The sequence below is a fragment of the Paenarthrobacter sp. RAF54_2 genome (genome assembly GCF_052113945.1).
Taxonomy (GTDB): Bacteria; Actinomycetota; Actinomycetes; order Actinomycetales; family Micrococcaceae; genus Arthrobacter.
This window is the reverse complement of the sequence record NZ_JBFRDV010000012.1, coordinates 92284-118403: the sequence shown is the minus strand read 5'-3', so window position 1 is coordinate 118403 and position 26120 is coordinate 92284. Positions and strand designations below refer to the sequence as shown.

Annotated in this window: 30 protein-coding genes; 11 read left to right on the top strand and 19 right to left on the bottom strand. The window is 61.7% G+C overall.

Features of this window, described 5'->3' with window-relative positions:
* Window positions 1-4 precede the first annotated feature (4 nt).
* Complete coding sequence (locus tag AB4Y87_RS13845; RefSeq protein WP_442004904.1) at window positions 5-619, top strand: TetR/AcrR family transcriptional regulator; 615 nt, start codon at window positions 5-7, stop codon at window positions 617-619.
* Window positions 620-668: 49 nt separating this feature from the next.
* On the opposite strand, the gene AB4Y87_RS13840 is transcribed toward AB4Y87_RS13845, so the two are convergent.
* From AB4Y87_RS13840 to AB4Y87_RS13815, 6 genes are all read right to left on the bottom strand, one after another.
* Window positions 669-1499, bottom strand: a complete 831-nt coding sequence (locus tag AB4Y87_RS13840; RefSeq protein ID WP_442004903.1) for a hypothetical protein — start codon at window positions 1497-1499, stop codon at window positions 669-671.
* A 73-nt stretch (window positions 1500-1572) separates the two neighbouring features.
* The gene (locus AB4Y87_RS13835; protein ID WP_442004902.1) at window positions 1573-1755 is read right to left on the bottom strand and encodes a hypothetical protein; all 183 of its coding nucleotides are present in this window, start codon (window positions 1753-1755) and stop codon (window positions 1573-1575) included.
* Between the two features lie 60 nt (window positions 1756-1815).
* Complete coding sequence (locus AB4Y87_RS13830) at window positions 1816-2790, bottom strand: acyl-CoA thioesterase (RefSeq protein ID WP_442004901.1); 975 nt, start codon at window positions 2788-2790, stop codon at window positions 1816-1818.
* Window positions 2791-2869: 79 nt separating this feature from the next.
* Entirely contained in the window at window positions 2870-3346 is a 477-nt protein-coding gene (locus tag AB4Y87_RS13825; protein WP_442004900.1) for a hypothetical protein, read from the bottom strand.
* Between the two features lie 92 nt (window positions 3347-3438).
* Window positions 3439-3783 (bottom strand): PEP-utilizing enzyme, encoded by a 345-nt coding sequence (locus tag AB4Y87_RS13820; protein ID WP_442004899.1) that lies wholly within the window; start codon window positions 3781-3783, stop codon window positions 3439-3441.
* Window positions 3784-3785: 2 nt separating this feature from the next.
* Complete coding sequence (locus AB4Y87_RS13815; RefSeq protein WP_442004898.1) at window positions 3786-4205, bottom strand: MarR family transcriptional regulator; 420 nt, start codon at window positions 4203-4205, stop codon at window positions 3786-3788.
* Between the two features lie 136 nt (window positions 4206-4341).
* On the opposite strand from AB4Y87_RS13815, the gene aztD reads away from it, so the two are divergent.
* The gene (aztD, locus tag AB4Y87_RS13810; RefSeq protein ID WP_442004897.1) at window positions 4342-5655 is read left to right on the top strand and encodes a zinc metallochaperone AztD; all 1314 of its coding nucleotides are present in this window, start codon (window positions 4342-4344) and stop codon (window positions 5653-5655) included.
* Between the two features lie 119 nt (window positions 5656-5774).
* Here aztD and AB4Y87_RS13805 read toward each other — a convergent pair whose 3' ends face one another.
* Both AB4Y87_RS13805 and AB4Y87_RS13800 read right to left on the bottom strand, forming a co-directional pair.
* Complete coding sequence (locus AB4Y87_RS13805) at window positions 5775-6209, bottom strand: DoxX family protein (RefSeq protein ID WP_442004896.1); 435 nt, start codon at window positions 6207-6209, stop codon at window positions 5775-5777.
* Between the two features lie 40 nt (window positions 6210-6249).
* Window positions 6250-6834, bottom strand: a complete 585-nt coding sequence (locus AB4Y87_RS13800) for an antibiotic biosynthesis monooxygenase (protein WP_442004895.1) — start codon at window positions 6832-6834, stop codon at window positions 6250-6252.
* A gap of 42 nt (window positions 6835-6876) precedes the next feature.
* On the opposite strand from AB4Y87_RS13800, the gene AB4Y87_RS13795 reads away from it, so the two are divergent.
* From AB4Y87_RS13795 to AB4Y87_RS13785, 3 genes are all read left to right on the top strand, one after another.
* Complete coding sequence (locus AB4Y87_RS13795) at window positions 6877-8217, top strand: MATE family efflux transporter (protein ID WP_442004894.1); 1341 nt, start codon at window positions 6877-6879, stop codon at window positions 8215-8217.
* A 9-nt stretch (window positions 8218-8226) separates the two neighbouring features.
* On the top strand, window positions 8227-8799 hold the full coding sequence (locus tag AB4Y87_RS13790; protein ID WP_442004893.1) for a DUF308 domain-containing protein: 573 nt from the start codon (window positions 8227-8229) through the stop codon (window positions 8797-8799).
* A 74-nt stretch (window positions 8800-8873) separates the two neighbouring features.
* Window positions 8874-9227 carry a hypothetical protein gene (locus AB4Y87_RS13785; RefSeq protein WP_442004892.1) on the top strand — a complete coding sequence of 118 codons (354 nt, stop codon included), beginning with the start codon at window positions 8874-8876 and terminating at the stop codon, window positions 9225-9227.
* 142 nt (window positions 9228-9369) lie between these two features.
* Here AB4Y87_RS13785 and AB4Y87_RS13780 read toward each other — a convergent pair whose 3' ends face one another.
* Window positions 9370-9813 carry a hypothetical protein gene (locus AB4Y87_RS13780; protein WP_442004891.1) on the bottom strand — a complete coding sequence of 148 codons (444 nt, stop codon included), beginning with the start codon at window positions 9811-9813 and terminating at the stop codon, window positions 9370-9372.
* 108 nt (window positions 9814-9921) lie between these two features.
* Window positions 9922-10470: a CGNR zinc finger domain-containing protein gene (locus tag AB4Y87_RS13775; protein ID WP_442004890.1), complete on the bottom strand. Its 549-nt coding sequence runs from the start codon at window positions 10468-10470 to the stop codon at window positions 9922-9924.
* Window positions 10471-10541: 71 nt separating this feature from the next.
* On the opposite strand from AB4Y87_RS13775, the gene AB4Y87_RS13770 reads away from it, so the two are divergent.
* On the top strand, window positions 10542-11588 hold the full coding sequence (locus AB4Y87_RS13770; RefSeq protein ID WP_442004889.1) for an EamA family transporter: 1047 nt from the start codon (window positions 10542-10544) through the stop codon (window positions 11586-11588).
* Window positions 11589-11662: 74 nt separating this feature from the next.
* On the opposite strand, the gene AB4Y87_RS13765 is transcribed toward AB4Y87_RS13770, so the two are convergent.
* Window positions 11663-11926 (bottom strand): WXG100 family type VII secretion target, encoded by a 264-nt coding sequence (locus AB4Y87_RS13765; protein ID WP_011776688.1) that lies wholly within the window; start codon window positions 11924-11926, stop codon window positions 11663-11665.
* Window positions 11927-12084: 158 nt separating this feature from the next.
* Between AB4Y87_RS13765 and AB4Y87_RS13760 the strand changes: the two genes are divergently transcribed.
* Window positions 12085-12357 (top strand): DUF2277 domain-containing protein, encoded by a 273-nt coding sequence (locus AB4Y87_RS13760; protein WP_216924537.1) that lies wholly within the window; start codon window positions 12085-12087, stop codon window positions 12355-12357.
* 79 nt (window positions 12358-12436) lie between these two features.
* Here AB4Y87_RS13760 and AB4Y87_RS13755 read toward each other — a convergent pair whose 3' ends face one another.
* The 3 genes from AB4Y87_RS13755 to AB4Y87_RS13745 are packed head-to-tail and all read right to left on the bottom strand — an operon-like array spanning window position 12437 to window position 15673.
* Window positions 12437-15010, bottom strand: a complete 2574-nt coding sequence (locus AB4Y87_RS13755) for a heavy metal translocating P-type ATPase (RefSeq protein ID WP_442004888.1) — start codon at window positions 15008-15010, stop codon at window positions 12437-12439.
* A gap of 8 nt (window positions 15011-15018) precedes the next feature.
* The gene (locus tag AB4Y87_RS13750; protein WP_442004887.1) at window positions 15019-15252 is read right to left on the bottom strand and encodes a heavy-metal-associated domain-containing protein; all 234 of its coding nucleotides are present in this window, start codon (window positions 15250-15252) and stop codon (window positions 15019-15021) included.
* A gap of 49 nt (window positions 15253-15301) precedes the next feature.
* A complete protein-coding gene (locus tag AB4Y87_RS13745; protein WP_442004886.1) occupies window positions 15302-15673 on the bottom strand; it encodes a metal-sensitive transcriptional regulator in 372 nt (123 codons plus the stop codon).
* A 236-nt stretch (window positions 15674-15909) separates the two neighbouring features.
* Between AB4Y87_RS13745 and AB4Y87_RS13740 the strand changes: the two genes are divergently transcribed.
* Window positions 15910-16308: a rhodanese-like domain-containing protein gene (locus AB4Y87_RS13740; RefSeq protein ID WP_442004936.1), complete on the top strand. Its 399-nt coding sequence runs from the start codon at window positions 15910-15912 to the stop codon at window positions 16306-16308.
* Window positions 16309-16326: 18 nt separating this feature from the next.
* On the opposite strand, the gene AB4Y87_RS13735 is transcribed toward AB4Y87_RS13740, so the two are convergent.
* Complete coding sequence (locus AB4Y87_RS13735; protein WP_442004885.1) at window positions 16327-16764, bottom strand: VOC family protein; 438 nt, start codon at window positions 16762-16764, stop codon at window positions 16327-16329.
* Between the two features lie 152 nt (window positions 16765-16916).
* On the opposite strand from AB4Y87_RS13735, the gene AB4Y87_RS13730 reads away from it, so the two are divergent.
* Together AB4Y87_RS13730 and AB4Y87_RS13725 are read left to right on the top strand one after the other, a co-directional pair.
* A complete protein-coding gene (locus AB4Y87_RS13730) occupies window positions 16917-17603 on the top strand; it encodes a hypothetical protein (protein ID WP_442004884.1) in 687 nt (228 codons plus the stop codon).
* Between the two features lie 2 nt (window positions 17604-17605).
* On the top strand, window positions 17606-17959 hold the full coding sequence (locus AB4Y87_RS13725) for a hypothetical protein (protein WP_442004883.1): 354 nt from the start codon (window positions 17606-17608) through the stop codon (window positions 17957-17959).
* 54 nt (window positions 17960-18013) lie between these two features.
* Here AB4Y87_RS13725 and treS read toward each other — a convergent pair whose 3' ends face one another.
* The 4 genes from treS to AB4Y87_RS13705 form a co-directional block, all read right to left on the bottom strand.
* Window positions 18014-20242 carry a maltose alpha-D-glucosyltransferase gene (gene treS / locus AB4Y87_RS13720; protein WP_442004935.1) on the bottom strand — a complete coding sequence of 743 codons (2229 nt, stop codon included), beginning with the start codon at window positions 20240-20242 and terminating at the stop codon, window positions 18014-18016.
* Window positions 20243-20579: 337 nt separating this feature from the next.
* On the bottom strand, window positions 20580-21938 hold the full coding sequence (locus AB4Y87_RS13715; RefSeq protein ID WP_442004882.1) for an MFS transporter: 1359 nt from the start codon (window positions 21936-21938) through the stop codon (window positions 20580-20582).
* Window positions 21939-21997: 59 nt separating this feature from the next.
* Window positions 21998-23764: a sulfatase gene (locus AB4Y87_RS13710; RefSeq protein ID WP_442004881.1), complete on the bottom strand. Its 1767-nt coding sequence runs from the start codon at window positions 23762-23764 to the stop codon at window positions 21998-22000.
* Window positions 23761-24363, bottom strand: coding sequence for a PadR family transcriptional regulator (locus tag AB4Y87_RS13705; RefSeq protein WP_431117268.1), 603 nt, complete (start codon window positions 24361-24363; stop codon window positions 23761-23763). Before AB4Y87_RS13705 ends, AB4Y87_RS13710 begins: the two co-directional genes overlap by 4 nt.
* A 218-nt stretch (window positions 24364-24581) precedes the next feature.
* On the opposite strand from AB4Y87_RS13705, the gene AB4Y87_RS13700 reads away from it, so the two are divergent.
* The gene (locus tag AB4Y87_RS13700; RefSeq protein ID WP_442004880.1) at window positions 24582-25883 is read left to right on the top strand and encodes an LssY C-terminal domain-containing protein; all 1302 of its coding nucleotides are present in this window, start codon (window positions 24582-24584) and stop codon (window positions 25881-25883) included.
* Window positions 25884-26120 lie beyond the last annotated feature (237 nt).

Genomic DNA, 26120 nt, shown 5'->3' with positions numbered 1-26120 from the left:
GGGTATGTCAAGAGCCTACGTCGACGTTGGCCGGACAGGTCAAAAGCGCCGCACGCTGGAGGCCCTCGTCGGGTCAGCTCGTACCCTGATCGCGTCCGGCATTTCCCCCACTGTGGATGAGGCCGCTCAAGCAGCAGGGATTCCGCGGAGCACCGCCTATAGGTATTTCTCCGGACAACGGGAGCTCCTGTCTGCCGCCCATCCTGAAACCGCACGAACATCACTGCTTCCCTCCTCTCCTCCTGAGGGGGTCGCGGAGCGATTGGAGGCAGTGGTAGTGGAGTTCCTTCGGATTATTGTTGAAACGGAAGTCCAGCAACGCACAATGCTGCGGCTTTCGCTTGAGCAGTCACGCGGAGAAGGCAACAGCCTTCCCCTCCGACAGGGCAGGGCAATTGGCTGGATCACCGAAGCCCTTGCCCCACTGCAAAGGACAATGACGGATCAGGACATCCATCAATTGGTCCTGGCCATCAGGAGTGCCATCGGCATCGAGTCCCTCGTCTGGCTAACCGACGTCGGCGGGCTTAGTCGTGAGGAAGCCGTCGCCTCAATGAGGTGGACGGCAGGGGCCCTCTTATCCCACGCGCTCTCCAGCGGACTCCCGGTCCGCGCATGAATCCGGTGCTTGGTTATAGGCGATGTTCCAACAGGACTAAGGCGTCTGTTCAGGGCCGTGGCAGTACCAGCAGGTACCCGCTGGGGAGCGCGCTGCTCCAGCGTCGCGGCTCCCGGACAACGAACTGCGTCGCCAGCTGCTCAGGGGTCAGCAGGCTGTTGGGTGCAGGCGAAGGCCCCCACTGCCCGCTGCCGTAGGGGTAGAGCGGATCCTGCACACGAATTCCCGTGACGGAGAAGTCCGGGAACTGGGAGGGATCCCCGAGTGACTCGAATCCGCTCATCACCCAGGCGTGGCGGCCACTCCACATGACCAGGCCGACAGGGCGGCCTGTAGTGGCCATGGCCCGTGCTGCAGTTCGAATTGCTTCCCCATAATTAGCGACGCTGACGACTTCGTAGGGTCCCATCCCGACGGCAGTCAGCACTGCCGCCCAGCCGAATGGATTCGCCCCGTTGAATGAGTCGGAGGACCGCATTCGCGCCATTTCCCACAGCTCGGACTGCTGGGCACGGCCAGCCCACGTGCCGCCTCCGGTATCGTCGACGAGGTTATGCGCGATCTGGATGCTCGCTGCGACGCACCAATCAAAGGTGTACTGCGGTACGAAGTCGCCTTCTTGGTACAGGTTCAGGGAATACGCCTGAGGCGCCGCTACAGGCGTTGGAACTGGAGCAGGTGTCGAAATCGGAGCAGGGGCTGTTGTCTGAGGGGGCCCCTGAGCTGGACCGGCGACACCGCCGGCCACTGGCTGGGCTGTGGAAGATGATGTCTGTTGATTCGGGGCGGCCTCGTCTACGCCTATCGGGGACGAACAGGCCGAGAGAAGGGTGGCAGAGGCGACGAACCAAGCCAGGAGACGGGCACGGGCACCGGTCATGATCCAGTTTAGCGCTCGGCCCTCCACCACCTGAAGGCAGCCTTTTCCACCATTGGACGGGGGCTACACCACGCTAAATGCGACGGAGGGTGGAGTAGGGGCGACTTGGGAGGGTTCCTGCCACCCACGGCTGAACTGATGGTTCCAGTGGAATCTGCCCGCGGCCGTCGCGAATAATCAGCACCACCGCGCCTATCGCGGCGGCAAGGGAAGCCAGGCCCAACAGGACTAAGACAACAGCAAAAGCCAGAGACATCTCCACGCACCTCTAGGCTTAATTTTACCGGTGTTCGTGCCTGAGGTGATGGAGTTTCAGCTAGTTGCCGGTCGCCTTGAGCAAATGATCCGGCAGCCGATTCCCCGGAGCCCGGCCTCGGATTTCCAACAACTCGCGGGCGTGCGCATGCAACTTCCTGTCCTCTTCCGATACAGGAATCCACTCAGGAATGGGCACCGCCGTTCCCGTTTCGTCCCGGGCCACCATCACGGTGAGGCAGTACGTTGTTAGGTTCATCTCGCGGGTTTTCGGATCACCGGAGCGGACGTGGACAGCGATGTGCATCCCCTTTGCGCCCGTGTAAACGAGGCGAGCTTCTACTTCCACCACGTGGCCGATCAACAACGGCCGGTAGAAGCGCACGCCGCCTGAGAACACTGCCACGGTGTCCTTGCCGCAGTATCGCGAGGCGCAAACGTACGCGGCTTCGTCGATCCACTTCATGACGATGCCGCCGTGGACCTTGCCGCCCCAGTTCACATCAGTTGGGGCTGCCATAAACCGCAGGACGACGCGCTCGGCGGTCCCGGCGTCGGTATATTCCTGGGCGTTCATCGCATTGACGATCTGTTCACGAACTTCAATGCGCGCAAGCGCATGATCCCTTTGCTCGATTTCTTCCGGGGTGGCGGGCTCGAATTGCGGCACGGGAATCGGCTTGCCGTCAGGTCCGACGGCCACGAAAATCACCATGCACTGGCTGTGCATCGTCTCCGGTCCGCCCTTGGGGTCCCGGGAACTGACCACCGTGTGGATGTGCATGGAGGATCGACCCGTGTACACGATGCTGGAAGTTACCTCCACCATGTCGCCGCTGTTCACCGGATCGGTGAAGTGAATGTTGCCCACGTAGGCGGTGACACAATACGACTTAGCCCAGCCCACCGCTGCGGCGTACGCGGCCTTGTCCACCCACTCAAGGACTGTGCCGGCGTCGACCGATCCGCTGTGTCCAATGTCCATCGGAGCCGCAAGGAAGCGGAGGGTCACGGAATTGCCGGCTGTCTCACTCATGCTGGAAGTTTACTGTCGGCATGTTTCTGTTACGCGAGTAAGTCTGGACCCGCTGTCCAGGTGACCGGACGACCGCTGCCTACCCGCGCTGGATTCCCAAGGTTGCGATGAGATCCTCATGCAGCTCGAACCATGCCCGATGGAATGAATCACGGTCGGTCGCAGTGAACCAAGCCGTGTCCGTCCGGGCGTGCTCTAGCGCATCCATCAGCCGCCGGGAGTAGCCCGCGAATCGTGGCAATAATCCCGCCAGACGTTCTTCCAACGGACTCCACGAAGCCAACGCCTCCTCCAAGATCCCGGCGGCAGCTGTGCCAGCTACCTGCTGCAGTTGGATGGCGCTGCAGGCACTGACAACGGTCAGATTGAGGTTCACGAACTCGCCGTGCACGCCGATCACCAGCGGCCGGGCATCTTCACGCTCCAGCTCAGCTGCGAGGAGGCGTTCATTCTCGACCCGCCCCAGGCTGGAAAGTGCCCATCCGCTGCTACCTCCAAATGAAGTGTGGGAAACGAAACCGAGCACGCCGGCGTCGATGAGTTCGGATTCGACCAAGCTGTGATCCCGACTGAATCGATCCGCGACGGCCTGGGTGTCGGCGAACCCGAGGAGTCGGACGGCGTGAAGTGTAAGCAACTAGTCGCCAGTCATTCGGCTGATTCCACAACGGCAGCACCGGCAACTGTGCCCAAGGAGCCGTTGACCGTCAGGGAAGTTCCGTCCGCGAGCAACGTCATAACGTCGCGAACACCTACCACGGCAGGTATTCCGAACTCACGGGCAACGATCGCGGCGTGGGACAACATTCCGCCACTCTGAGTGACAACTGCCGCAGCCATTCCAAAAAGTGGCGTCCAAGCGGGGTCGGTGGTGCGGCACACCAACACATCGCCAAGCTGGAACCGACCGAAGCAATCAGGCCCATTGATGATTCGCGCTGTCCCATGGGCGGACCCCGCGCTCGCCGCGGTTCCGCTCAGCGTCAGAGCCATCGTCACCGGCCACCCGCCGGGTTGGGTCGATCCGAAAGCCGATCCAGTCGTTGTTGTGCGGCCTGGGCGGAGCGGAGCCCGAGGCTCTCTGCAATCTGCGGCCACGTGAGGCCTTCTGCCCGCGCAAGAAACAGAAGCGCGGTTTCGACGGCGTCCATCTCACCACGAGCGGCGGCAACCAGTGCGAGAGCGGCACGTAGATCCGCGACCTCGACGGGGACGGGATTCGCGTCTGCGCCCTGGTCGGAACCCCGGGACCGCCACAGGACGTGCTGGATCAGGTCCATGGCGGAAGGAGGCTGACCCGGGGCGAGCCACGGCCGGGCATTGAGGTCCGAACCACCTCTGTCCATGAGCAACCGGACAGCGCTGGTTTCCCGCTCCGCTTCGTCAGCGTCGTGGGAGCCTCCGACGTTTTCCATGTGCTGCTCCTTCGCTTCTTCGACCCCAAGCATGGAATATCAACATGATGTTGTCAACATATTGTTGATGGCAGCCCTTCTAAGTGACACAGCCGCTGGACTTGATACACAAATGAGAATCAATATCATTTAACCCATGCCTCATCATCCAGTCCTTATTTCCCCTGTCCCAGCCACCTCGAAACGCCGGTTCCCCGCAAAGCCGCTTGCCGCCGTCGGGCTTTCCGCTCTTCTACTGACGGCGTGCGGAGCCCCTGGAGGGTCAGCCGGAAATGGCGCAGAGCCCGCCGCTTCCAGCAGTGAGAAGTCCAGCCCGAAAGAGGCCGGCGGGCCCACTCCGCGTCTGGTTTACACGCACGACGCCGGTATTGGAGTCCTGGACGCCACCACCCTCAAGCCTGTGGGAGGAGCGAAATTGTCCGGTTTCAACCGACTGAATCCAGCTGGAGACGGACGCCATGTGTTTGTTTCCACGGGAGACTCGTTCCGCCTGTTCGACGCAGGTGCCTGGACCGAGCCGCACGGTGACCACAGTCATCACTACGTCGCGGAGCCCAAGTTGACCGAACTGGCGTTCGAAGCGGACAAGTCCGGTCACGTGGTCCATCATGCGGGCAAGACGGTCCTGTTCAGTGACGGATCAGGCAAGGTCGAGAGCTTCAAGTCGTCCTCATTGGGTGCTTCGATCGAGGATGGTGCCCTGCCCGCAACCGACGTCTACACAACGCCGGAAGCGCATCACGGTGTGGCAGTCGAACTTGAAGACGGCAAGTTGCTGGTGACGCTCGGAAATGAGGAAAGCCGCTCCGGAATCGCCATCCTCTCCGCAGGTAAGGGCCAAGAGCGTCAGGAAATCGTCCGCAATGAGGACTGCCCTGGCGTCCATGGTGAGGCTGTTGCTGCCGGAGAAGCTGCGGTGGTCGGTTGCGAGAACGGCATGTTGATCTACAAGGATGGCGTGATTACCAAGGTCGCCAGCCCGGATGCATACGGACGTCTGGGTAATCAGGCGGGTTCCGAGAAGTCGCCCGTGATCCTGGGGGATTACAAGGTGGACAAGGCTGCTGAGCTGGAACGCCCAACCCGTATTTCGCTGGTCAACACTGAGACCGCAAACCTTCAGCTTGTGGATATTGGAACCAGCTACTCCTTCCGCTCGCTGGGGCGCGGACCTGCCGGTGAAGCTCTGGTGCTCGGAACTGATGGTTCCTTACGCGTTATCGACCCGGTTTCCGGTTCTGTGACCTCGACGATCCCGGTTGTCGCCGCTTGGGAAGAATCCACCACGTGGCAGGACCCGCGTCCCACGCTGTTTGTCCAAGGCTCGACGGCGTTTGTCACCGAACCTGCGACGAGCACCATTCACGCGGTGGACTTGAAGATAGGCAAAGTGAAGAAGTCGGCTCAGCTGGAGAATGTCCCGAATGAGCTGACTGGTGTGGAAGGCTAAACGCTCTCTCACTTCCAGCGGCTTTAAGCCGGATGTTCTATCGCTTTCCTGACGAAAGGGAGAGAACATCCGGCTCAATGGGCTGGTATGTGAGAGAACGTCTGGGGTTAGCAGGGCGCTTACGCGAGGACGCGGAGCTTGGATCCCTGCCTGGCGAAGAGTGCGTTGTCGGCGGAGAGCTTGCCGGCACCAGCAAGAGCGAGGGCCAGGGCGGCGCCGGCGAAGAGCAGAACCAGTTCGTATCCACCATTGGCGACGAAGACGCCAGCCGGTGCGTGAACCAGGAACAGTGCGCCGAGCATGTCAATGGCGAGGAGGGCTGCGAAGACCCTGGTCAGGAGCCCGATAATCAGCGCGATACCTCCCACGAGTTCAAGGGTTGCAACCACTGGGGCTACCGCGGAAGCGCCGGGGACACCCATCTGCGCGAAGGAGGCCTGCGTTCCGGCGATGGTGAATTCGTTGAACTTCTGCCAACCGTGCGCGGCGAAGAGAAAACCTGCAATAACGCGGAGGACGGTCAGGGCTGTGGTGCTCAGGCTGGACTTGTTCATAGCTTCAACCTTTGCCCAGATAAGTTGAAGAGTCAACCAATTAAGAAGTTCCGTGACTTTTCCCACGTGGCCTTGCTTGTAGCCATGGCTGCAGAAGGCGCGTTGTGATCGGCAGGAAGATGTACGTCATCAACGGCGTCAGGATGACGATGTTGAGGAGCACTTGGAACACCAGCGGCCACCCCTGCGTCAAAGGGTGCAGCAGGAAATTAGCCAACAGACTGAGGGGGAAGAAAGGCAGGAAGATGCTGATAGCTTGCTTCCAACGAGGCGGCACAAGGGTTTCGGGGACGACCACAGAGGCGTCGCCCGGCTGTGAAAACCAGCCCTCGATTCCTGTGCGCCGTTCAACGCGGGTGGTCTCCATCATTTCCCGGGCGCTATCAATCCACCACCGTCGCTCTTCAGACTGCTCCCATCCGTGCAGCGTTTCAGCATCAGCGAAGCGGTAGAGCATGTGCCATTCGTTTGAGCCAGCGCCATTCCGGACCCAACCCGACCCCAGATATCCGGGCCACTCCCGTGCCAGTTCCTGGCCGGCGTGTGCCCAGGCGTTTGCTTGTCGGGTGTACCCCGGAAGGATGGTACGGGCAACGGAAACTGTAACGGGATGCTTGTGTGACACGGCCCCAAATTTACCCGCCCCCAACCGGACTAGGCTTGTTTAGTGCCTCAAACCACAACCATCACCACTCGCTCCAATGCCCGCGAGATTCTGCGCCTGGCAGTACCCGCGTTCGGCGCGCTCATAGCCGAGCCGCTGTTCCTGCTGGCCGACTCCGCCATCGTTGGCCACCTTGGCGTGGATCAGCTCGCCGGTGTGGGCCTGGCATCCACGATCATGCATACCGCTGTGGGACTTATGGTCTTCCTGGCATATTCGACGACGCCGGCGGTTGCCCGCGCGATCGGTGACGGTAAGTTGGCGAAAGCTTTGGCGGCAGGGCGCGACGGCGTGTGGCTGGCTTTGGTGCTGGGCATTTCGCTCGCTGTGGTCGGCTTCGTCGCTGCCGAACCTCTCGTAGGCCTGATGGGCGCCACCGGCGATGTGCGTGGGTTCGCGGTCGACTATCTGCGCTGGTCGATGCCCGGGCTCGCCGCGATGCTCCTGATATTCGCAGGCACCGGCGTGCTCCGTGGTCTTCAGGACACCCGGACTCCTTTGGTGGTTGCCACTGCAGGTTTTGCGCTGAACATCGGGCTGAACTGGTTTCTCGTGTACGGCGTGCACCTCTCCGTTACCGGTTCGGCGATCGGGACCAGCATTGCGCAATGGGCCATGGCCGCAGTGTATTTGGTGATGGTCGGGCGGAATGCACGGCAACACGACGTGTCCTTCAAGCCCGACTGGCACGGCATCCGGGCCATGACCAAGGTTGGCTCCTGGCTGATGCTGCGCACGCTCAGCCTCCGCCTCGCCATCCTCGCCACCGTCCTCGTGGTCACAGCCCAGGGCGCAGTGAACCTCGCCGCGCACCAGTTGGCGATGACCATTTTCTCCTTCCTCGCCTTCGCTTTAGACGCCCTCGCCATCGCCGCGCAAGCCTTGATCGGCAAGGAACTGGGTGCGAGAAATGCTGGCCGCGTCCGGGAACTCACGCGGATCATGATCCGATGGGGGCTCGGTTTCGGGGTGGTCACCGGGCTGCTGCTGGCGTTGGTTGCTCCCTGGGCCGGCTACCTCTTCACCTCGGATGCCGGCGTCCGGGAGGCTCTTACCCTGGCCCTTTGGGTCCTCGCCGTTGGACAGCCGTTGGCGGGCTATGTGTTTGTCCTCGACGGAGTCCTCATCGGTGCTGGCGACGCGCGCTATCTGGCGATTGCCGGCGTCGTAAATCTTGCGGTCTATGTGCCACTGCTGGCGGCCGTCCATGTCATCAGGCCCGACGGCGCGGCGGGGCTGGTGTGGTTGTGGGTCGTCTTTGCGCTGGGCTACATGCTGGCCCGCGGGGTCACGTTGGGGTTGCGTGCGCGCACTGATAAATGGATGGTGCTGGGTTCGCACTAAACTGGACGCGTGACTCTCCCAGCGAATTCTGCCCAGACACCGTCTGCCTCCGTGGCCGAGCTCTGGAAACCCGTGCTGATCCGCGCTGCGGTTGCACTGGTATTTGGCCTTGTCACGATCTTCTGGGGATCGCCTTCTGTGCAGGTCCTCGCGTGGGCTATCGGCCTCTATCTGCTGGGGACGGCAGGCGCTTTGTGGATGTCCCGCGTTCTGCCGGCGGCTGTTCCGGTGGTGGTCGCTGCAGGCGGTGTGGTGGCTTTGGTCACTCAGTCCGACGCCGGCGTCGCGCTTTCCGCCGCCGCAGCGCTACTGGTACTTGGCATCTTTGAACTGGTTCATGGACTGCAGAATCGCGACTCGTTGACCCGTGACTGGCTTGTTTCCGGTGTTATCGCTTTGGGAACTGCCGTGGCGTTGCCGTTCTTCATTTCGCTCGGGGCCCACGCTCTTTTGGGCGTCGCTGGTGGTGGCGCTATCCTTTCCGGAGTGTTGTGGATGCTCTCCGGACTTACCCTCCGGCATGACGTTCGGTCGGGGACTCAGGCCACTGCGCCGGGTGCTTCCCCCGAGGCCGTAAACTAGTAGCTGGACGTTCTACTCGCTGTAGAACTTTTGCAACCGGCGGGGAGCCGAACAGGCCCGCCATCATTGGAGGAATGACCGTGGCAGACCAGACACCAAGAGAGCCGCGCAAGATGCGGACCTCGGTCAAGGGACCCCTCATGTTCTCCGCGTTCTTCGCAGTATTGGCATTTGTTGCGGTGCTGATCTTCGCCTCGGGTGGCAGCGCACGCACTCCCCGGTTCGACCTCGCGTTCACCGGCGCCGGTATCGCGTTCATCGTGAGCCTCGTAGTGGCTGCGATGCTTTCCATGAGCCACAAGGAAAACGCCGAGCACCTGGGCAAGGGCTCGGGCGTCAATCTCAGTTCAAAGCGCCCAGGGCACGGCGGCTCCGCAGCCCCCGGTTCGGCTGCTGATGAGACAGAAACGCCCGACGGCGGCCACTAACCTTCCAGCGCTTCCCCACTTCGGTGGGGAGGCGCTTTTTTGTGGGGCGGCGCGATTTAACGTCCCGGCCTGCTGACACGCACGCCCGCGACCGCCACGAAAATTTGTCTGCGCCACCTCAATCCGGGTGGCACTCGTCCGTTTATTGGGCGCTGAGTAATTTGCGTGGCGTGGGTGACACGCGCTTGGGTCTTCGGGGAAAGCCAGCGTTTACCGCGAGGAACGTCAGGAGCAAGCATCCGCTCATGAGCAAGCCTACGTCCGGCAGGACGACGTCGTAAGTGAATCCGTCGATCTCACCCACCTGACGTTCAGGCTTGTTGTAGCCCCAAACCAGAAGCAGGGCGCCCGCCACAGCGAGAACGATATACACGGCCCAATTTCCCACCCACCAAAGGCTCAGTCGACGATTAAGGCGTAGGGGAAGACCCAGGGCCACGGCGAGGCCCGTTGCAAAAATGGGTCCGATCATCAAAAAAAGAAGAGATCCCAGGAACTCATATGTAGGGCTGGCAGACATCATGACGACGAGCCACATTGCGCCCAGGAATGGGTACGCGATGGCCAACTGACTAACGGGGGCCATGTCCGGCCAGTCTGGTGGCCGAACCCAGGCGGTATGAGGTTGCCTGTGTGCCTGAAATCGCCGATCCTGGTTTGGTTGTTCCCCCATGTCAGCCATTATGCAGGCCTCTTAATCGCCCTCCGCAGCTTTCCTTGCCCGATATGCCGCGACGTGGGCTCGGTTGGCGCAGTTGCCTGTGTCGCAATAGAGCTTGGAGCGGTTGYGGCTGAGGTCAAGGACCACGGCGTCGCAGTCGTCGGCGGCGCACACGCGCATGCGATCCATTTCCTGGCTTCGGATCACGTCAATGATTGCCATGGCAGCTTCAGTGCCCATGCGGTCGGCCAAGGGTGCTTCCGGGGTTGTGGCGTGGAGATGCCAGTCCCAGTGATCGTGCTTGACGAGCTGCGGGAGTGCCTTGGCGTCAACCAGCAGTTTGTTCACAGTCTTTGCGGCGGTGTCCTCATCGGCGGACCACAGTGAAGCCAATTCGCTCCGGAGGCGCTTGATACTGCGCAATTCCGCTTCGTCATGAGTCCTCGAACCGGAAAATTCTTCGGCCGCCAGAAACGCGTCGAGGTCCTCCACGGACGTCAGGGAATCCTCTCCATTCGCTGCGGTGTTGACGAGATTTACGACGCTGCGAAGTGCAATCTCGGTGTCAGGCGCAAAATGCACTTTGACTCCTTACATGTTTCGGGAGTACTGTCATGACCATAAGCCCACTTTACTCCTGACAGGAGGCTGCTGTGTCAGCTACAAAGACGAAGGCTGATGCAAAAGGTTTCCTGGCCTCAGGACTCGGCATCGCTCTCTTTTCTTCCGCAGTTTTCGGCACCTCCGGCTCCTTCGCCAAATCCATGCTGGAAACTGGCTGGTCACCTGGCGCTGCTGTTGCCGTACGACTCACCGGTGCCGCACTGATCCTGGCGATTCCCGGCGTCGTAGTTCTCCGCGGCCGCTGGCATCAGCTTAAGGACAACTGGCTGACTATCCTGCTGTTCGGGCTCATCGGAGTGGCCGGCTGTCAGCTGTTCTACTTCAATGCGGTGGCCCGCTTGTCCGTGGGTGTCGCACTGCTGCTCGAATACCTGGCTCCGGTGATGATCGTGCTGTGGCTTTGGATCGCCAGCCGACGCCGTCCCCGGTCCCTCACTGCAGCCGGCGCACTGCTTTCGCTGGGCGGACTGGTCCTTGTCCTGGACCTGACCGGTGCTGTGAAGGTGGACTTCATCGGCGTCCTCTGGGGCATGGCTGCAGCAGTATGCCTGGTGATCTACTTCTTCATCACAGCCAAGGAAAATGACACTCTTCCTCCACTGGTGCTCGCCTCGGGCGGGCTTCTGGTGGGCGCGCTGGTCATGTGGCTGGTGGGTGCCTTGGGGCTGATTCCCATGACATTCAGTACCGCTGATACGACCCTCGGCCCATGGACAATACCTTGGTGGGTTTCGGCTGTGGGACTTGTTATTCTCGCGACCGTCCTCGCTTACGTTTCAGGGATCATGGCGGCGCGCAGCCTGGGGTCCAAAGTGGCGTCATTCGTTTCCCTGACAGAGGTGCTGTTCGCCGTGATCTGGGCCTGGCTGCTGTTGGGCGAACTGCCGGGTCCCATCCAGTTGCTGGGCGGACTTCTGATTGTGGGCGGTGTGGTCCTGGTCCGTGTGGACGAATTGCGCGGCGACCGCAAGGCCGCCCGGACCGCTGAAGAGGCCGTTCGCGCCAGGGTCCTGGATCACGCGAACGACGTCGAACCTGTCCCCTCGGGGCCTGTCGCCAAGGTCCCACGGGACTAAGGGCGGCCGCAAGTTTTGATCCTGGAAAAGCGAAAACCCCGAACGCCTTTGCGTCCGGGGTTTTCCCCACTGTCTTAGTTGGAAGCCTGCTGCTGCTGCTCAGCGTTCTTCTGAGCGCGGTCGCCGGCTTCGCGAAGGGCGTCGGCAACCTTCTTCAGGTTGGAAGCGTGCTGGCTGTCCCACTCGCCGCGGAACTTGTCAGCGTCCGGGCCCTTCCAGTCGGTGCCGTCAAGGGCACCCTTGAGCTGTGAACGCTGCTGCTCGATGTTCTCGGCACCGGCCTTCAGCTTGTTACCGAGCTGACGAAGCTGATCAACATCTGCACCCCAAATAGCCATGAGATTCTCCTTCATTTGTTCGGACCCGAGCTCTTCGGCATCCCCAGCGGCCTCCGGCTCATCCGGAAGATCCAATAGCTAAAACCTATCGTGGGATTCCAAAGAGCGTCGATGGGCACCCCTCCCCATGCAGCGCTGCCCATAGTTAGCATGGGGTTATGTGCCGGAATATCAGGACTCTCCATAACTTCGAACCACACGCTACGTCGGCAGAAGTGGAGGCCGCCGCGCTGCAATATGTGCGCAAGATCAGCGGTTCCACCAAGCCGTCCAAGGCCAACGAGGAAGCTTTCGCTGAGGCTGTCCACGAGATCGCCCACATCACTCAGCACTTGCTGGATTCGTTGGTGAGCCATGCCCCGGCGAAGAATCGTGACGAGGAAGCCGCCAAGGCAAAGGCCCGGGCTGCTGTCCGCTTTGGGACGGCTTAGCGGTACAACCCTGCAAAGTGAATAGCAGCACATGACGTTCCGGGAACCCGGACCGTCATGTGCTGCTACGTAGTAGGCGCTACTTCCCGAACGAGCGCAGCCGCAGGGAGTTCGCCACAACAAGCACGGAGCTCGCTGCCATTGCTGCGCCCGCGATCATCGGATTCAGCAGTCCAAGAGCTGCCACCGGGATACCGATCGCGTTGTAGAAGAAGGCCCAGAACAGATTAGTCTTGATAGTGGAGAGCGTCTTGCGGGAGAGCTCAATGGCCTGGACGAGCTGACCCAGATCGCTGCCCATTACCGTAAGGTCCGAGGCTTCGATCGCGACATCCGTGCCCGATCCCATCGCAATGCCAAGATCGGACTGCGCCAACGCTGCGGCGTCGTTCACGCCGTCGCCGGCCATAGCCACAGTTGCACCGGAGTCCTGAAGCTTCCGCACCGCATCCACTTTGCCTTCGGGCAAGACACCGGCGAACACGTCATCAGGAGAAATCCCGACGGCGGCAGCTACCTGGGTGGCCACGGCAGCGTTATCACCCGTCAGCAGCATCGGACGAATTCCCAGGTCCTTCAGCCGCTGGATCGCAGCAGCCGAGCTGGGCTTGATGGTATCGCTCAGGCTGACAATTCCCGCAGCTTGACCGTCCACCGCAACCCAAATTGCGGTTGCACCGCTGTTCTCCTGGGCTGCGAGTTCGTCCCGTTGGCTGGAATCGAGGGCAATGCCGTTCTCCTCAAGCCAGCCTGAGCGCCCAACGACAATCGTTTTTGCGGTGCCGTCCAACGTCACGGTTCCCCGGACACCGCCGCCAGGAGCGGAACTGAAGTCATCCACGCCCGGAAAGGTACCGGCGTCGGGCATTGCTTCCTTGGCCGCTGCTGCAATCGCGTGGGCGATGGGGTGCTCCGATGCCGACTCAACCGCACCGGCAAGGGTCAGAACTGCTGCCGGTGAGTGGCCATTGAGGGCAACTGTATGATCCACGGCAAGCTTTCCGCTGGTCACAGTGCCGGTCTTGTCCAACAGGATGGTGTCCACGTGGCGGGTGTCCTCAAGCACTTGTGGACCCTTGATGAGGATGCCCAGCTGGGCGCCGCGGCCCGTTCCTGTCAGCAGGCCCACAGGAGTTGCAAGCCCCAAGGCGCAGGGGCAGGCGATCACGAGGACAGCTACCGCTGCGGTAAACGCCGCATTGAGGTCGCTTGAGAAGAACAGCCACAACAGGAACGTCACCAGCGCAAGCACCAGCACGATCGGAACGAACACCGCGCTGATCCTGTCCGCCAGACGTGCGATCGGCGCTTTTCCGGTCTGCGCCTGGCTAACCAAACGGCCCATCTGCGCCAGGGTGGTGTCGGACCCAACCCGTGTGGCCCGAACCAACAGACGGCCAGAGGTGTTGATGGTGGCGCCTGTCACCTGACTGCCCGGACCGACCTCGACCGGAACAGATTCACCGGTAACGAGAGAGGCGTCGACGGCGGACGCGCCGTCAATGACCACGCCATCCGTCGCGATCTTCTCACCAGGGCGCACCACAATGACGTCATCTACCAGGAGTTCTTCAGCAGGTATTTTCTGCTCCCGGCCGTCCACCAAAATCGTGGCATCCTTGGCGCCAAGATTCAGCAGGGCCTTCAAAGCATTGCCGGCCTTTGCTTTCGCATTTGCCTCCAGATACCGGCCCAAAAGCAGGAACGTGGTGACAACAGCGGCGACCTCGAAATAGAGCCCACCACCGGACATGCTTTCCATGCCGGGATGCTCAGTCATCCGGGGATCCGCGAACAACTGCCAGGCGGAGTAGAGGTAAGCCGCGATCACCCCGATCGAAACGAGCGTGTCCATGGTGGATGCGAAATGCCGGGCATTGATAGCAGCGGCCCTATGGAACGGCCATGCAGCCCAGCTGACCACTGGCAGCGCCAGTACACCCACAATCCAGCCCCAATTTGTGAACTGCAGGGCGGGCACCATCGAGATCGCGAAGACGGGGATGGTCAGTATGGCTGCCGTGATCAGGCGTGGGCGGAGTGTTGACGCGGCTGGGCCGTGGGACATGTGGTCGGCGTGATTCTCGTGCCCGGTGTGGTCGGGTTGTGCGGTGCCACGGGCGCCATGCTCTGCATGCTCGCTCGTTCCTCGCTTAGACGCATGCTGCCGCATGCCGCCGGTGGCTCCGCTGCGGACGTGGCCGCTTCCCGGTTCCGCAGCTTGGGTCGACTCAGCCAGCGCCGCGTCTCCATTGTGGGTGGACTTATTTTGGTGGCCCTCGTGGGCCGAGTGGTCGTTCGTGAGACCGGTGGCGGTGCTTGGGTGATGACCGTGTTCGCTGGGGACGGTGGATTCGCGTCCGTCCGAGTGGGCGCCGTAATCGTGGCGCTCGCGGGTGTGGGGGGCCGGGGGTTGGCGGACTTTGGCTTTGTAGCCCGTGGCGTTGACGGTGTCCACGATTTGTTGATCCGTTACTGTGGCCGGAACGGTCACATGGGCTGATTCCAAGGGCAGGTTGACGCTGGCTTCAACGCCTTCAAGCTTGCCGAGCTTCCGCTCAACTCGATTGACGCACGAGGCGCAGGTCATGCCCTCTATGTCCAGTTCGATGACCCGGGTTTCGGGCTGATTGAAGGTCTCCTGGTTACTCAAGAGGTCTCCTAGGCTTCGTTGGCTACCACCAAGTAGCCGGCTTCAGCAACGGCCTCGCCTATTTCTGAAGGCGAGAGCTGGTTGGTGGATTTGATGGTCACCGTGGACAGTCCGCCGGGGTTGAGGTCCACTGAGACCTCTTCCACGCCGTTAAGTGCTTCGAGTTCCTCGCTCACGCTTGAAACACAGTGGCCGCAGGTCATGCCGGAAACGTTGACGTTTGTCTGGATGGTCTGGCTCATGATGCGCTCCTTTGTAGTGAGTTGAATGGTGTGGTGTGTGGTGCCGGAGTTACCGCAGCAGGCGCCCGATGGCATCGGTGGCCTCCTTCACTTTGGCGTCGATCTGTTCGGCGCGGGCTTCCGGGTTGGGCTCGGAGGCAGCGCCAACCACACAGTGGCCGATGTGCTCCTCGACGAGCCCAAGGCTGACGGCGTGCAGGGCTTTCGTGGCGGCAGCTACCTGCGTGAGGATGTCGATGCAGTACTTGTCCTCTTCCACCATGCGCGCGATGCCGCGGACCTGCCCCTCAATGCGTTTCAGGCGGCGCAGGTATGCATCCTTGTTGCTCGTATAACCGTGTGGCGCGGCGTGCTCCAGATCCACTTCAATGGTCGGGAAGTCACCGCCCGGCTGACTAATACTCAGGTCTGCATTGCTCATGCATTGAATGTATACCCCTTGGGGGTATCAAAGCAAGTACCCCCCGGGGGTATCTTCCTGTTTGTTGCCAAGGAGAGCGAAGCCAGCCCGCGATCACGTAGTCTTTGCTTTGGCGGAAGGAGAATGCCGCTGAATCCGCTTTTCTCAACGGAGGACACGTGAAAACCTCGCCGCTCGCCATAAATCTCGATCCCGCCGCCTATTTTCGCGCCAAGCTGCAGTGCGAGATTGACGTCATGGAAGTGGCAGAGTCGGAGCCGGGTTCCCTCGTTGTGGTGGACACACGCAGGCAGGCCTCATGGGATCACGGGCATATTCCCGACGCGGTACATATTCCGACTGCGCAGATTCCGACGCTGGCTGCTGGCTTGATCCCGGCGGGTTCAATAGTGGTGGTCTACTCATGGGGTCCGGGATGCAACGGCAGCACCTTCGCGGCGCTCGCATTCGCCGAGCTGGGATATTCCGTGAAGGAAATGATAGGCGGAATCGAGTACTGGATCCGGAATGGCCTCCCACTTGAGACTGCTTCCGGAGTCAGCTCGCAGAAGCCCGATCCACTGGTCACAGCTCACAAGTACGGGGACGGCTTGAAGGATTCTGCCCAAGACATCGCCCGAACCTCGGGCCGGTGATGTGAGGAACTTCGGCCGTCAGGCTTTCTTCAGTTCCTGGGCGAGCATCACGAGGATTCCGCTGGGGCCTCGGAGGTACGTGAGTTTGTAGACGTCGCCGTAGGTTGCCACGCCGCGAAGCGGATGGAATCCGTGCTTTGCAGCTACCTCGAGGGCCTTATCGATATCGTCGACCGAAAAGGCCACGCGGTGCATGCCAATGTCGTTGGGGCGCGTGGGGTCAGACTCGATCGCTTCCGGGTGGATGTATTCAAATAGCTCAAGGCGACCCTGACCGTCAGGGGTTTGTAGCATCGCGATCTTGGCATGGTTTCCGTCAAGTCCTACAGCCATGTCGGCCCACTCGCCGCTGATCGTGTCACGCCCGATGACTGAAAGACCAAGATCGGTGAAAAAGGCGATTGCTGCTTCGATATCGCGAACAGCGATACCGACATTCTCAAATTTGATGGCCATGCGTTGAAAGCTACCAAGGTCTGGCGATTGGCTCCAGTGATGGGGCGGCGCCGCCTGTTCATCCAGGTGACGGCTCGGCTTCCCGTTCCCGTAGCCTTGCGCAGGTAATTTGGCCGGTGCCCCCAAAGCCAAACCGATCTCTGGAGCCTGATATGTCACTCACACAACGTGCCCTGGGCGTAGCCGCCGCCTTGGTCCTCGGTGCCATCCCCGCATTGCCAGCCCAAGCGGCCCCGAGCGCAGACGCCGGTGACTCCTCCTTCACCTTCGGCGTGATCGGGGATGTTCCGTACGGTCCCGCCCAAGTCGAACGCTTTCCGCAGATGGTCACCGAGTTGAACAACCAGGACGAGTTGAAGTTCGTCACGCATCTGGGCGACATCAAGGCAGGATCCGCTCAATGCACGGACGAGTACTTCGCCGCCATCAGGACCCAGTTTGACCGTTTCGAAGCTCCCCTCATCTACACGCCCGGCGACAACGAATGGGTGGACTGCCACCGAGTAAACAATGGCGCCTACAACCCGCTGGAGCGGCTCGACACCTTGCGCGAAATGTTCTTCAGCACTCCGGGAAAGACCCTGGGTGGCAACATGCCGGTCAAATCCGCCGCGGAGCAGGGGCTGCCCGAAAATGTGACATTCAGCAAGGAGCGGGTCGCCTTCTCCGTCATCAACGTCCAGGGTTCCAACAATTCACTCGCGCCCTGGTCAGGTCTCGGTGAGACCGTGCCCAATGAAGCTCAACTTGCGGAGGTCCAGGCAAGGACGGCAGCGGATGTGGCCCAGTTGCAGCGAACATTGCAGATGCCAGGAAGACCGACTCGCGCGCCGTCGTAATCATGACCCAGGCCGACATGTTCGACCCGTTCATGCTCTCGCAGGGTGCCGAAGCGAACCCGGAGCTCGTGAGCGGCTTCCGCCCGATCGTCGAGGCAATTGCTGCCGGGTCCGCGTCCTTCGGCGGCCCGATCTACATCTTCAACGGCGACAGCCACGTGTACAACGACGATGCACCGTTGACTGCGGGCTCACCGTGGCTGGGCATCTACGGCGTGGACGCTGCAGAGAACATCCGCCGCGTGACCGTTGAAGGTGCAGCAACGTCCAACGAGTGGCTGCGTGTGACGGTTGCCCCCAACAGTTCTTCGGGTAACGACGTCCTGAGCTGGCACCGCGTGCCCTACACTTCCTGACCCACGCAAGAAGGCTCGACGTCGGCACTCAGCCGGGTGCCGACGTCGGGCGTTCTATTCGGTCTCCGCTTCCTTCAGAACCAGCGCGGTCCCCTGGAAGGCCTGAAGTTCGAGGAAGAAGCTGCCAAGATCATCCACTTGCCCAACGTTTTCGCCACTGAACAGATCGTGGACGCTGGCGCCAGGGACAAGATGCGAGGACTGGATGCTGCCCGCGATGTCTTGGTCGGAGAAGTTCAGGACGGTGACCTCAAGCTCGCCGCTGCCAAGTTGATTGACCAGAACGAGCAGCCCGCGGTTGGAAACGTCAGGTACGTCCAGCAAAGTGCTCGTTGCGATCCCTGATTCTTCCCTTACTTTCAGGATCTGCTGGAGCCGCCGGGCGTAGGAGGCCGGATCCTTGAGCTGTTCAGGCAGCGGACCATAAAGGCTGGTAGCGCGTGGCATCCCGGCCAACGATGTCTTGGCATCGGGGCTCGTCCCCATGAGGTCGTGTGCGCCGCGGTTGATCCAGCGTGTGTCGCCCTGCGACGTGAGCTCACGTACCGTGGCGCGGTCCAAGGCTGTGATGCCCGTGAGGTCCCAGCCGGAAAGGGCGAAGACCCCGGGCTGCAGCGCGTTGTACATGGAGAGGAGCACGTGGGCGTCAAGGACCTGAGACTCTTGCTCCTTGGTGATGGCGGCGTGGTTCTTGACGCCCAGGGCCGCCATGATGAAGCTGACGGTGGTGCAGGCGATGCCATTGGTTGTGAAGACCGCGTTGTACGGGCCATTCTCGCCCGTGAGGCGTTCCCGCAGGGTGTTCTGAACTTTCTCGGCAACCTCGGCACCGGTCAGCTCTTCGCCGGCAAGCTCGAAGATGTCCTCCCGGTGGCCAGCGGCAAAGTGGAGCAGTTCGTAGGTCAATTCATCGTGGTTCTGCAGCGCGTGCACCAGGGAGGCCTGGTCCACGCCGATCTCCATGGCAAGCCGAAGGGTAAGCCGCAGGAACTCGGTATCACCGGTGACCAGCGCGTAGTGGTAGGCGGGCCTGGTGATGAAGTCGTAGGACAAATCCGGGCCCGATTCGGACTGAGTCTTGATGTCGTCAATGGTGAGGTTGAGTTCCTGAAAAGAGAACCCACCCACCTTGCGGATCATGGAGCCAATGAGCTGGTTCGCTGCCTCGGACAAGGGGTGGCCTTCCGACCAGCCCGGCTGCTCCTCAGCGCTCTTCTCCACGCCGAGGAACCCGTTGGCATCCAGCCGCAGGGCGCCGGTGCCCAGGTCCAGGAGGGAGTGCAGCGCATCGCCCACCACCAAACGCATCCCGGCGAAGGTTGGGTCCAACCAGTTGATGGACGGCTGTCCGGCCTTGAAGTAGTGCAGATATACCCAGCGACGGGTTTTGCCGGTGGTATCCACGATCGGCCTGGTGGCGCTCCAGTTAGTCTCCTTGACCCCGGGCTCGTAGAAGATCACCCGTTGGAGCCTGCCGATGATGTACCCGGCCTTTTGCAGGGCCTGCTCCGCGTCGGGACTGATGTTCACTGAGTCTTCGCCCTCTGGAACATCAGGCAGCAGGTGCCAGTCTTCCTCGGGGATGTCCACCATGTGGTAGATGCCCGGGTAGTCGCGGAAGTTCATCTCGGCAAGACGGAAATCCGCGCCCTTGCCCGTGTGCCCGGGCACGATGTCGTCGATGACCGTCCCCTCATGATCTGCGGCGACTTCGCACATCCGGCGGAACTCTTCTTCGGTGCCGAACGCGGGATCGATCGCCATGCTGATGCGGTCAAAGTGACCATCTACGCTAGGCGTTTGGGACCAACCGCTGATGCCTCCGGCCAGCTTGACGGGTCCGGTGTGGAGTCCACGGATGCCGATCTCCCGGAACGCTTTCCATAGCCCCGGATCTCCCAACGCGGACAGGAATGACTGGCCCTCGCGGGTGATGAAGGAGAGAGGGTAGGCCGTGAACCACACGGGTGCGCGCTCCACAGCGGCCCTGGGGTTTGGCCGGGCGTAGGCGTTCTGCCACATACTCGCCTGGCCTGAGAGTTGCCGTGCCATGGTGTTCGCGTCGCCGAGCATCGACTGGTTCCGAAGCCAGTCCACATACGTTGGGTTGCGCCCGTCGAATTCCAAGGAGGGGCGGGCTGCGAAGAATTGCCGCCTGCGCGCTATTGGCCGCAGGGCTTTCGGGCGGGCGGGATAGAACTGTTCGTCAAAAGTGATTTCCGCCGGCTCGGATGCTGCAGTGTCAGCGGCCTCCGCGCCATTCGTAGGCTCTGCACCGTTCACACCCTGTGCAGGCTCAGCGCCGTCCGTGGGTTTCACGCCGTTGGCCGGCGTATCCTGCCCCCCGGAATCTCCTGCGAGGCTTCGGTTCTCTGACACGTTCTCGCTGGCTATGGGCTCCCGCACAGTTTTCTCCTTTACGCGGTCGCCGCTTTCGCGCCGACCTTCCGAGGGGTCGTTCAAGAGGTCGCGTACTCCGGCTTCCCGGAGTCTTCATGCTAAGCACCGGAGCACACCATTTGTMGACCCATGACGGACCTGTGGGTTGCGGAACCACCCGAAAAGGCTCGACGACGGCCCTCAGGTGAGTGCCGGCGTCGAGCCTTGGCTGTTGCTTTGGTCAGCCCTGGTGCAGTGCTTCCTGCCGGCGCTCCTCCAGGGCATTGCGGACACGCTCCACGTCCCGCGGGTAGCAGAAGTAGAGGGCCGTGAGGACTGCCGCGTTGACCAGCATAAGGATCACCAGGGTCCAGAGGAACACGGCCTGGATTCCGAGGCTTGAGGCCAGTGCGCCCGCTCCGAGGGAGAAGACGGCCCACCCGATGGTCTCGAAAACGGTCAGGAAGATGGCGAAGGCCTGGCCGCGAAGTTCCGGCAGGACGACGGCCGCGACGATCGGACGGTTGGCGGGCGGATTGGCTCCTTGGGCGAAGCCGATCAAGGCCCAGAACGCGCTGTAGATGCCGATGTTGTCGTAGTCGAATTGGGTGGCGAAGAATGCGACGGCGGCGAAGAGAACCTGGGCGCCCTGCAGGTAGGCAACCCGGCCGCGATCGGGAAGGACCCGATCCAGGAGGGCGACGAGCCAGCCGCCACCCGCGGTTCCGGCAAAGTAGCCAAGCCCAAAGGGCACCAGGACGATGGCCGCGACAGCGTTGGTGAACCCCCGTTCCACCACGAGGAACTGGATACCGAAGATCGCGATGAGGAGGTGCCCGGACAGCAACCGCGAGAGCATCATGATGGAGAAGCTCGGAATCCGGAACAGCGAGGTCACCGAGCGGACAGTGACTTTAGGGGCCAGGCGCTCGCGGCCGCTGAGGTCTGCGAGCTGCTTCTCGGAAGCGCCAACTCCCGGGTCCTTCAGGAGCAGTGCCACAAGCAAGCCGGCCAGGAGGCAGATGCCACCGATGGTCCACATGCCGAAGCGCCAGCCGTCAGTAATGCCCGTAAACAAGGCGATGAGCGGGGCAATGAAGGAGCTGATAAGGCTCATGAATCCGTAGAAGTAGCCCGCAGCCTTGCCGCGCTGGCTGTCATCGAAGGAGTCCGCGATGATGGCGTTGGCGATCGGGCTTCCACCGATGATCGATGCCGACATCAGCGTGTTGAGGATCAGCAGTTGCACGAAGTCCTGGGAAAAACCTGCTGCTATACCGAAGACGCCACCTGCCAAGGTAGTGGCGATCAGCGCTTTCCGTCGGCCGATCTTTCCGGCAAGCCAGGCCCACGCCGGACCGGCCGGGACAGCAATGATTTTGCCGAGTGCGGCCAGCAGGCCAAGGTGGCTGCTCTGCAGTTTCAGGGCTGCCGCAATGGTCGGGAAGAGGGTGGCACTGAGGCCGGCTTCCGTATTGTCCACGACGGTAACGCCGGTGAGGACAGCGAGGTTTCGCCAGCGGTGGGGGACTTTGCTGGCCTGGGCTGCTCCTTCTGCTGGAGCTTCCGTGGCGAGGGCGGGGCTGGGTTGGGTGGTCATGGGCTGTAGGTCCTGTCTACATTGTCAGGCTGGGTTGGGGATGTGTCACTGGCTTGGAGTTACGCCGTGGGGACGGCAGCCAGTTCCTCGGCAATGGACCCGAGGGCGCTCGAGGGAACCGGGATGACGGCTGCGAGCTGGTAGAGGCTGAGCTGGGCGGGGATGTTTACCAGCTCAGTGCTGATGAGGTCGGGGAGGTACCTCTCCACGGCTTCGCGGCCGCGGACGTCCTGGAGCAGTTCCAGAAGGGGCAGTGCCAGGGCCGCTCCGCCGTCGCCGAAGCTGTCGATCGGAGGCAGGGGTTCCAAGGCGAGCCGCGCCCTGTCCGCTTGCTGGGCGGCGAGCAAATGCTGCTCTGTGGGTTCGGAATCGAAAGGAATTCCGAGCCGCTGGAACTGGCTTTCCGGTGCATCGTTGGCGTGCATGAGTTTGGCCAGTGTTTTCAGAAGGCGCAGTTCCAACTCGTCATCGATGATCGGGTTCGTTTGGTGTGGGTCGTTTTCCACGTCGAACAGGAGGGTTCCGTGGACCCACGAGTTCATCATGGAGGTAGTCTGGAGTTGCATTGTCCGCAGCCCCTTGGTGAAGCTGAACGCTTCCGCAGGTTCCCACTGCGCGAGTTCCGCCGTTGAGAACCGGGACCGCATGTGGGTGGGCATCAGCGTGTAATCCTCCAGCGGTGCGTTGGAAGGATCGACGGCGGCACGCATGTAAACGTAGTGGCCGTCAGTGACGTTGACGTGGCCACCGTGAATACCGAACAGGGCCGCCTCGCGTACTTCGCTGTCATCCTGCAGCACGGCGGCAAGGTCGTGGCCCTGCATATCCTGCGTAGGTTCGACGCCGAAGAAGCGCAGCATGGTGGGTGCGATGTCGATGGTCTGGGCAAGAGCTCCACGCCGGGTGTCCTTGCCGCCGGTGCGCGGGTCCCACAGGAACATGGGCAGGTGAACCAGCTCGTTGAACCATGGCTGAACAGATTTGGCCCACCAACCGTGCTCGCCCAGCAGGAAGCCGTGGTCCGTGTTCACCAGGAGGAGGGTGTCTTCCCACAGGTTGTACTGATCCATGGCATCCAGAACGCGTCCGAGCGACTTGTCGCACATCGAGACCAAAGCGGCATACTCGCAACGGGCGTGCTCCACCTGATCCTGAGGCTCGGTGACCTTCTGATATCCAGGCCAATCGAATTCGGGGCCATCGTAGTCGTGCTCGTACAAAGCCTTGTATTTGCCGTGGGTGAAGAAGGGCTCATGCGGATCGAAAAGCTCGATCTGGAGCATCCACTTGTCTGCTTCATGGTTGGTATCTATGAAGTGCAGGCCAGCGTCCACGGTTTGGGTCTGGGAGTGGTCTGCCTCGGTGGACATGTAGCTGCGGTTGATGAGGTCCTGCCGTTTTATCCCGGCACGCCAGTCCTGGCTTCCGTCGGAAGGATGTACTACACCCTTCCACGGGTCGCCTTCCTGGCCCCGGAAGAACTCCCAGGTGGTGTACCGCGGATGGTATGTGGCGCCGCCGTCCTCCCAATAGTGCGGGTGGTCTGATACGAGATGCGTGTGCACCCCTGCTTTTCCCAGCATCTCCGGCATGGAATCGTCGAACGGTTCCAGCGGGCCCCAACTGCGGTGCAGGAAATTGTGCCGGCCCGTGTGCATTTCGCGGCGGGCTGGCATGCAGGGCATCGAACCGGCATAGAAATTGTCGAACGTGGCCGTCTTTGCTGCGAGGCGGGCAAAGTTGGGCGCATCCACGAACGTGTCCGCCGCGTAAGGGGAGAGCATGTGCCTGTTGAGGCTATCGAACATGAGAATGATGGCCCTCATGGTCGCAGCTCCGCCGGTACTGCGGTGAGGGAGCGGGACGACAGCTGTCCATCCAGGAGCTCCTTGCGCAGGCTGATCAGTCCAGCCACGTGGGCATCGATGGCGCTCGCGCCCATGACGTGCAGGCGCTCTCCCACAGATTCGGCCAGCTCGGTGTCAAAGGCGATCGTGGGAGCCCATTGTTCCCTGCGGTCGCGGTTGCGGTACCTGGCGATCTCGTCCTGGCGGGTCTGGATTTCGACGTCGAGAATCCGGAGGAGTTGCTCGGCGCTCATGAAGCCGGCAAAGGACAACCGTGCAGCGAGTTCGGGGTCCTGGAAACGGCTGGCCGGGTGGTACGGACCGGTGAGCCAATCGAGGAACACGGTGGCTCCTTCATCAGTGACGCGGTAGGTCTTTGCGTCCTGTGCGCCGGGCCGGGGGTCCACGCTGTGGGTCACCCAACCTTGGCTCTCCATGCTCCCGAGCGAGCGGTAAACCTGGCTCATCTGCGTATTGGAACGCAGGAAGCGGCCATGGGTGTCCAGGTACTTCTTGATGTCGTAGCCCGTGCTCGGGTGCTCCAGCAGGACTCCAAGAAGGATGTGTTCGAGCTTCATTGTTCTCTCCATTGGCGGGTCATTGCGTGATGCGGGTCACGCTCTCTAAGAAAAGAATGACACAAGTGGAATGGTGCGTCAATGACACAAGTGGAATGCTTTTTGCGCGATAGGCGCCGAGGCAAGTTCCGGCGTCGAACCTTAACGCCCAAGCCTGTGTACACAAGGGGGACGGGAGGCGAAGCTTAAGGGGCACGTGCACCCAGGGGGAGTTCCGAATGTACAAAGCGCCGAACAAAGGAGTCACGGACAGTCGACTCGACCACGCTTTCTTCGTCCTCGGTGGAGCCGCTGCGGTGTGGCTGGCATTCCTGTTAGTGGGGGAGAGCTTTCACCTGGGGTGGGGCCAGGTGTGGTTCTCCTTTGTGTTCTGGGCATTTTTGGCCTACCTGCTGCTGCCTCGCCTCCACCGCATCCTGACCACCATTTACGTTCCCGGCTACTTCATCGGCCGGGCCCGGACCAGCGACGGACTGCTCGGCGACCCGGTGAACGTGGCCCTTCTCGGCACCGAGCCGCAGATCCACGCGATCATGCGGGCCGCCGGGTGGACCATTGCCGACGACGTGACCTTCGCCAGCAGCCGGCGCATCGTGAGCTCGACACTTTTGAGGCAGAGCTACACGCAGGCGCCCGTCAGCCCCTTGTACCTCTTTGACCGTCAGCAGGACTTCGCCTACCAGCAGGAAGTGGACAGCAACCCCGGCAAACGCCACCACGTCCGCTTTTGGCGCTGCCCCGAAGGCTGGATGCTGCCCGGCGGGCACAAGGTGGACTGGCTCGCCGCCGGCACCTACGATCGCAGCGTTGGCTTCTCGCTGTTCACCCTGCAGATCACCCACAAGATCGAGCAGAACACCGACGTAGAGCGGGACCACATCGTGCGGACGGTGTCCGAGGCTGAGCCTGCCGTGACCGTCCGTGTCATCAAGGACTTTTCCACCGGATATCACTCACGCAATGGCGGCGGCGATTCTATCTCCACGGACGGCGATCTGCCCATCATCGATGCCCGCCACGTGCCCGTCCCCGCCGACCAACCAGGCAGTCAGACGGACAGCCGCGACCGCCGTCCCGCACCCACTATGACGGGCGCATTCCTCGTGGTCATCCGGGCCTTGGCCGCGCTGGCTTTGGCCATCACTTTGCTGACCTCGGGCGGCAACATCACCATCGAGGACGCCAACCTTGACCCACAAACCACGACGGCGGCAATCGTCACCATAGCTGCGATCGTCCTGGTCTTCGGGCTCGGCGAGGTATTCCTTGCTTGGCGGATATTCCTGGGCAGCAACGGCGCCCGCGTGATTGCGATGGGACTCAGCTCCATCTCGATCGTGGTCCAGGCCATCGATGCCTCCACGGGGACCACCAATCTCACGCTTGAGGCAGGCCTGTCCGGCTTGGCGACGGACATCCTGGTGCTCCTGGCCCTGTCCAGCCAACGAGCCAGGATCTATGCGAAGCGCCAGCGGGTGCCGGCCGTCCCGCCGTCGGTGGTTCGCCGCGTGGCTTCCTGACCTTCTTTGACGCCGGGGTTCCCGCGGCGCGCCGTCCGACCCGGCGCGTCGGGGTGGTTTCACCTTCAAAGTGGGTGATGACGGTTCAGCCCCTGAAGCTTAGCCAATCAAGTACCCATCAAGTGAGACGCTCTACCAATAATGCTGCTAATCCGGCTCTAGTGAGACGTTCCCAACGGTCGGCTGGTTCCTCTATCAAGTTCCCATCAAGTAAATCCGACGGCACTGTCAGCTCAC

Bases quoted from the DNA above. Each gene is read 5' to 3' on its own strand.
- AB4Y87_RS13845 (WP_442004904.1), top strand. From the start codon at position 5: ATGTCAAGAGCCTACGTCGACGTTGGCCGGACAGGTCAAAAGCGCCGC.
- AB4Y87_RS13840 (WP_442004903.1), bottom strand. From the start codon at position 1,499: ATGACCGGTGCCCGTGCCCGTCTCCTGGCTTGGTTCGTCGCCTCTGCC.
- AB4Y87_RS13835 (WP_442004902.1), bottom strand. From the start codon at position 1,755: ATGTCTCTGGCTTTTGCTGTTGTCTTAGTCCTGTTGGGCCTGGCTTCC.
- AB4Y87_RS13830 (WP_442004901.1), bottom strand. From the start codon at position 2,790: ATGAGTGAGACAGCCGGCAATTCCGTGACCCTCCGCTTCCTTGCGGCT.
- AB4Y87_RS13820 (WP_442004899.1), bottom strand. From the start codon at position 3,783: ATGGCTCTGACGCTGAGCGGAACCGCGGCGAGCGCGGGGTCCGCCCAT.
- AB4Y87_RS13815 (WP_442004898.1), bottom strand. From the start codon at position 4,205: ATGGAAAACGTCGGAGGCTCCCACGACGCTGACGAAGCGGAGCGGGAA.
- aztD (WP_442004897.1), top strand. From the start codon at position 4,342: ATGCCTCATCATCCAGTCCTTATTTCCCCTGTCCCAGCCACCTCGAAA.
- AB4Y87_RS13805 (WP_442004896.1), bottom strand. From the start codon at position 6,209: ATGAACAAGTCCAGCCTGAGCACCACAGCCCTGACCGTCCTCCGCGTT.
- AB4Y87_RS13785 (WP_442004892.1), top strand. From the start codon at position 8,874: ATGACCGTGGCAGACCAGACACCAAGAGAGCCGCGCAAGATGCGGACC.
- AB4Y87_RS13780 (WP_442004891.1), bottom strand. From the start codon at position 9,813: ATGGCCCCCGTTAGTCAGTTGGCCATCGCGTACCCATTCCTGGGCGCA.
- AB4Y87_RS13765 (WP_011776688.1), bottom strand. From the start codon at position 11,926: ATGGCTATTTGGGGTGCAGATGTTGATCAGCTTCGTCAGCTCGGTAAC.
- AB4Y87_RS13760 (WP_216924537.1), top strand. From the start codon at position 12,085: ATGTGCCGGAATATCAGGACTCTCCATAACTTCGAACCACACGCTACG.
- AB4Y87_RS13750 (WP_442004887.1), bottom strand. From the start codon at position 15,252: ATGAGCCAGACCATCCAGACAAACGTCAACGTTTCCGGCATGACCTGC.
- AB4Y87_RS13745 (WP_442004886.1), bottom strand. From the start codon at position 15,673: ATGAGCAATGCAGACCTGAGTATTAGTCAGCCGGGCGGTGACTTCCCG.
- AB4Y87_RS13740 (WP_442004936.1), top strand. From the start codon at position 15,910: ATGGAAGTGGCAGAGTCGGAGCCGGGTTCCCTCGTTGTGGTGGACACA.
- AB4Y87_RS13735 (WP_442004885.1), bottom strand. From the start codon at position 16,764: ATGGCCATCAAATTTGAGAATGTCGGTATCGCTGTTCGCGATATCGAA.
- AB4Y87_RS13730 (WP_442004884.1), top strand. From the start codon at position 16,917: ATGTCACTCACACAACGTGCCCTGGGCGTAGCCGCCGCCTTGGTCCTC.
- AB4Y87_RS13725 (WP_442004883.1), top strand. From the start codon at position 17,606: ATGACCCAGGCCGACATGTTCGACCCGTTCATGCTCTCGCAGGGTGCC.
- AB4Y87_RS13715 (WP_442004882.1), bottom strand. From the start codon at position 21,938: ATGACCACCCAACCCAGCCCCGCCCTCGCCACGGAAGCTCCAGCAGAA.
- AB4Y87_RS13710 (WP_442004881.1), bottom strand. From the start codon at position 23,764: ATGAGGGCCATCATTCTCATGTTCGATAGCCTCAACAGGCACATGCTC.
- AB4Y87_RS13705 (WP_431117268.1), bottom strand. From the start codon at position 24,363: ATGAAGCTCGAACACATCCTTCTTGGAGTCCTGCTGGAGCACCCGAGC.
- AB4Y87_RS13700 (WP_442004880.1), top strand. From the start codon at position 24,582: ATGTACAAAGCGCCGAACAAAGGAGTCACGGACAGTCGACTCGACCAC.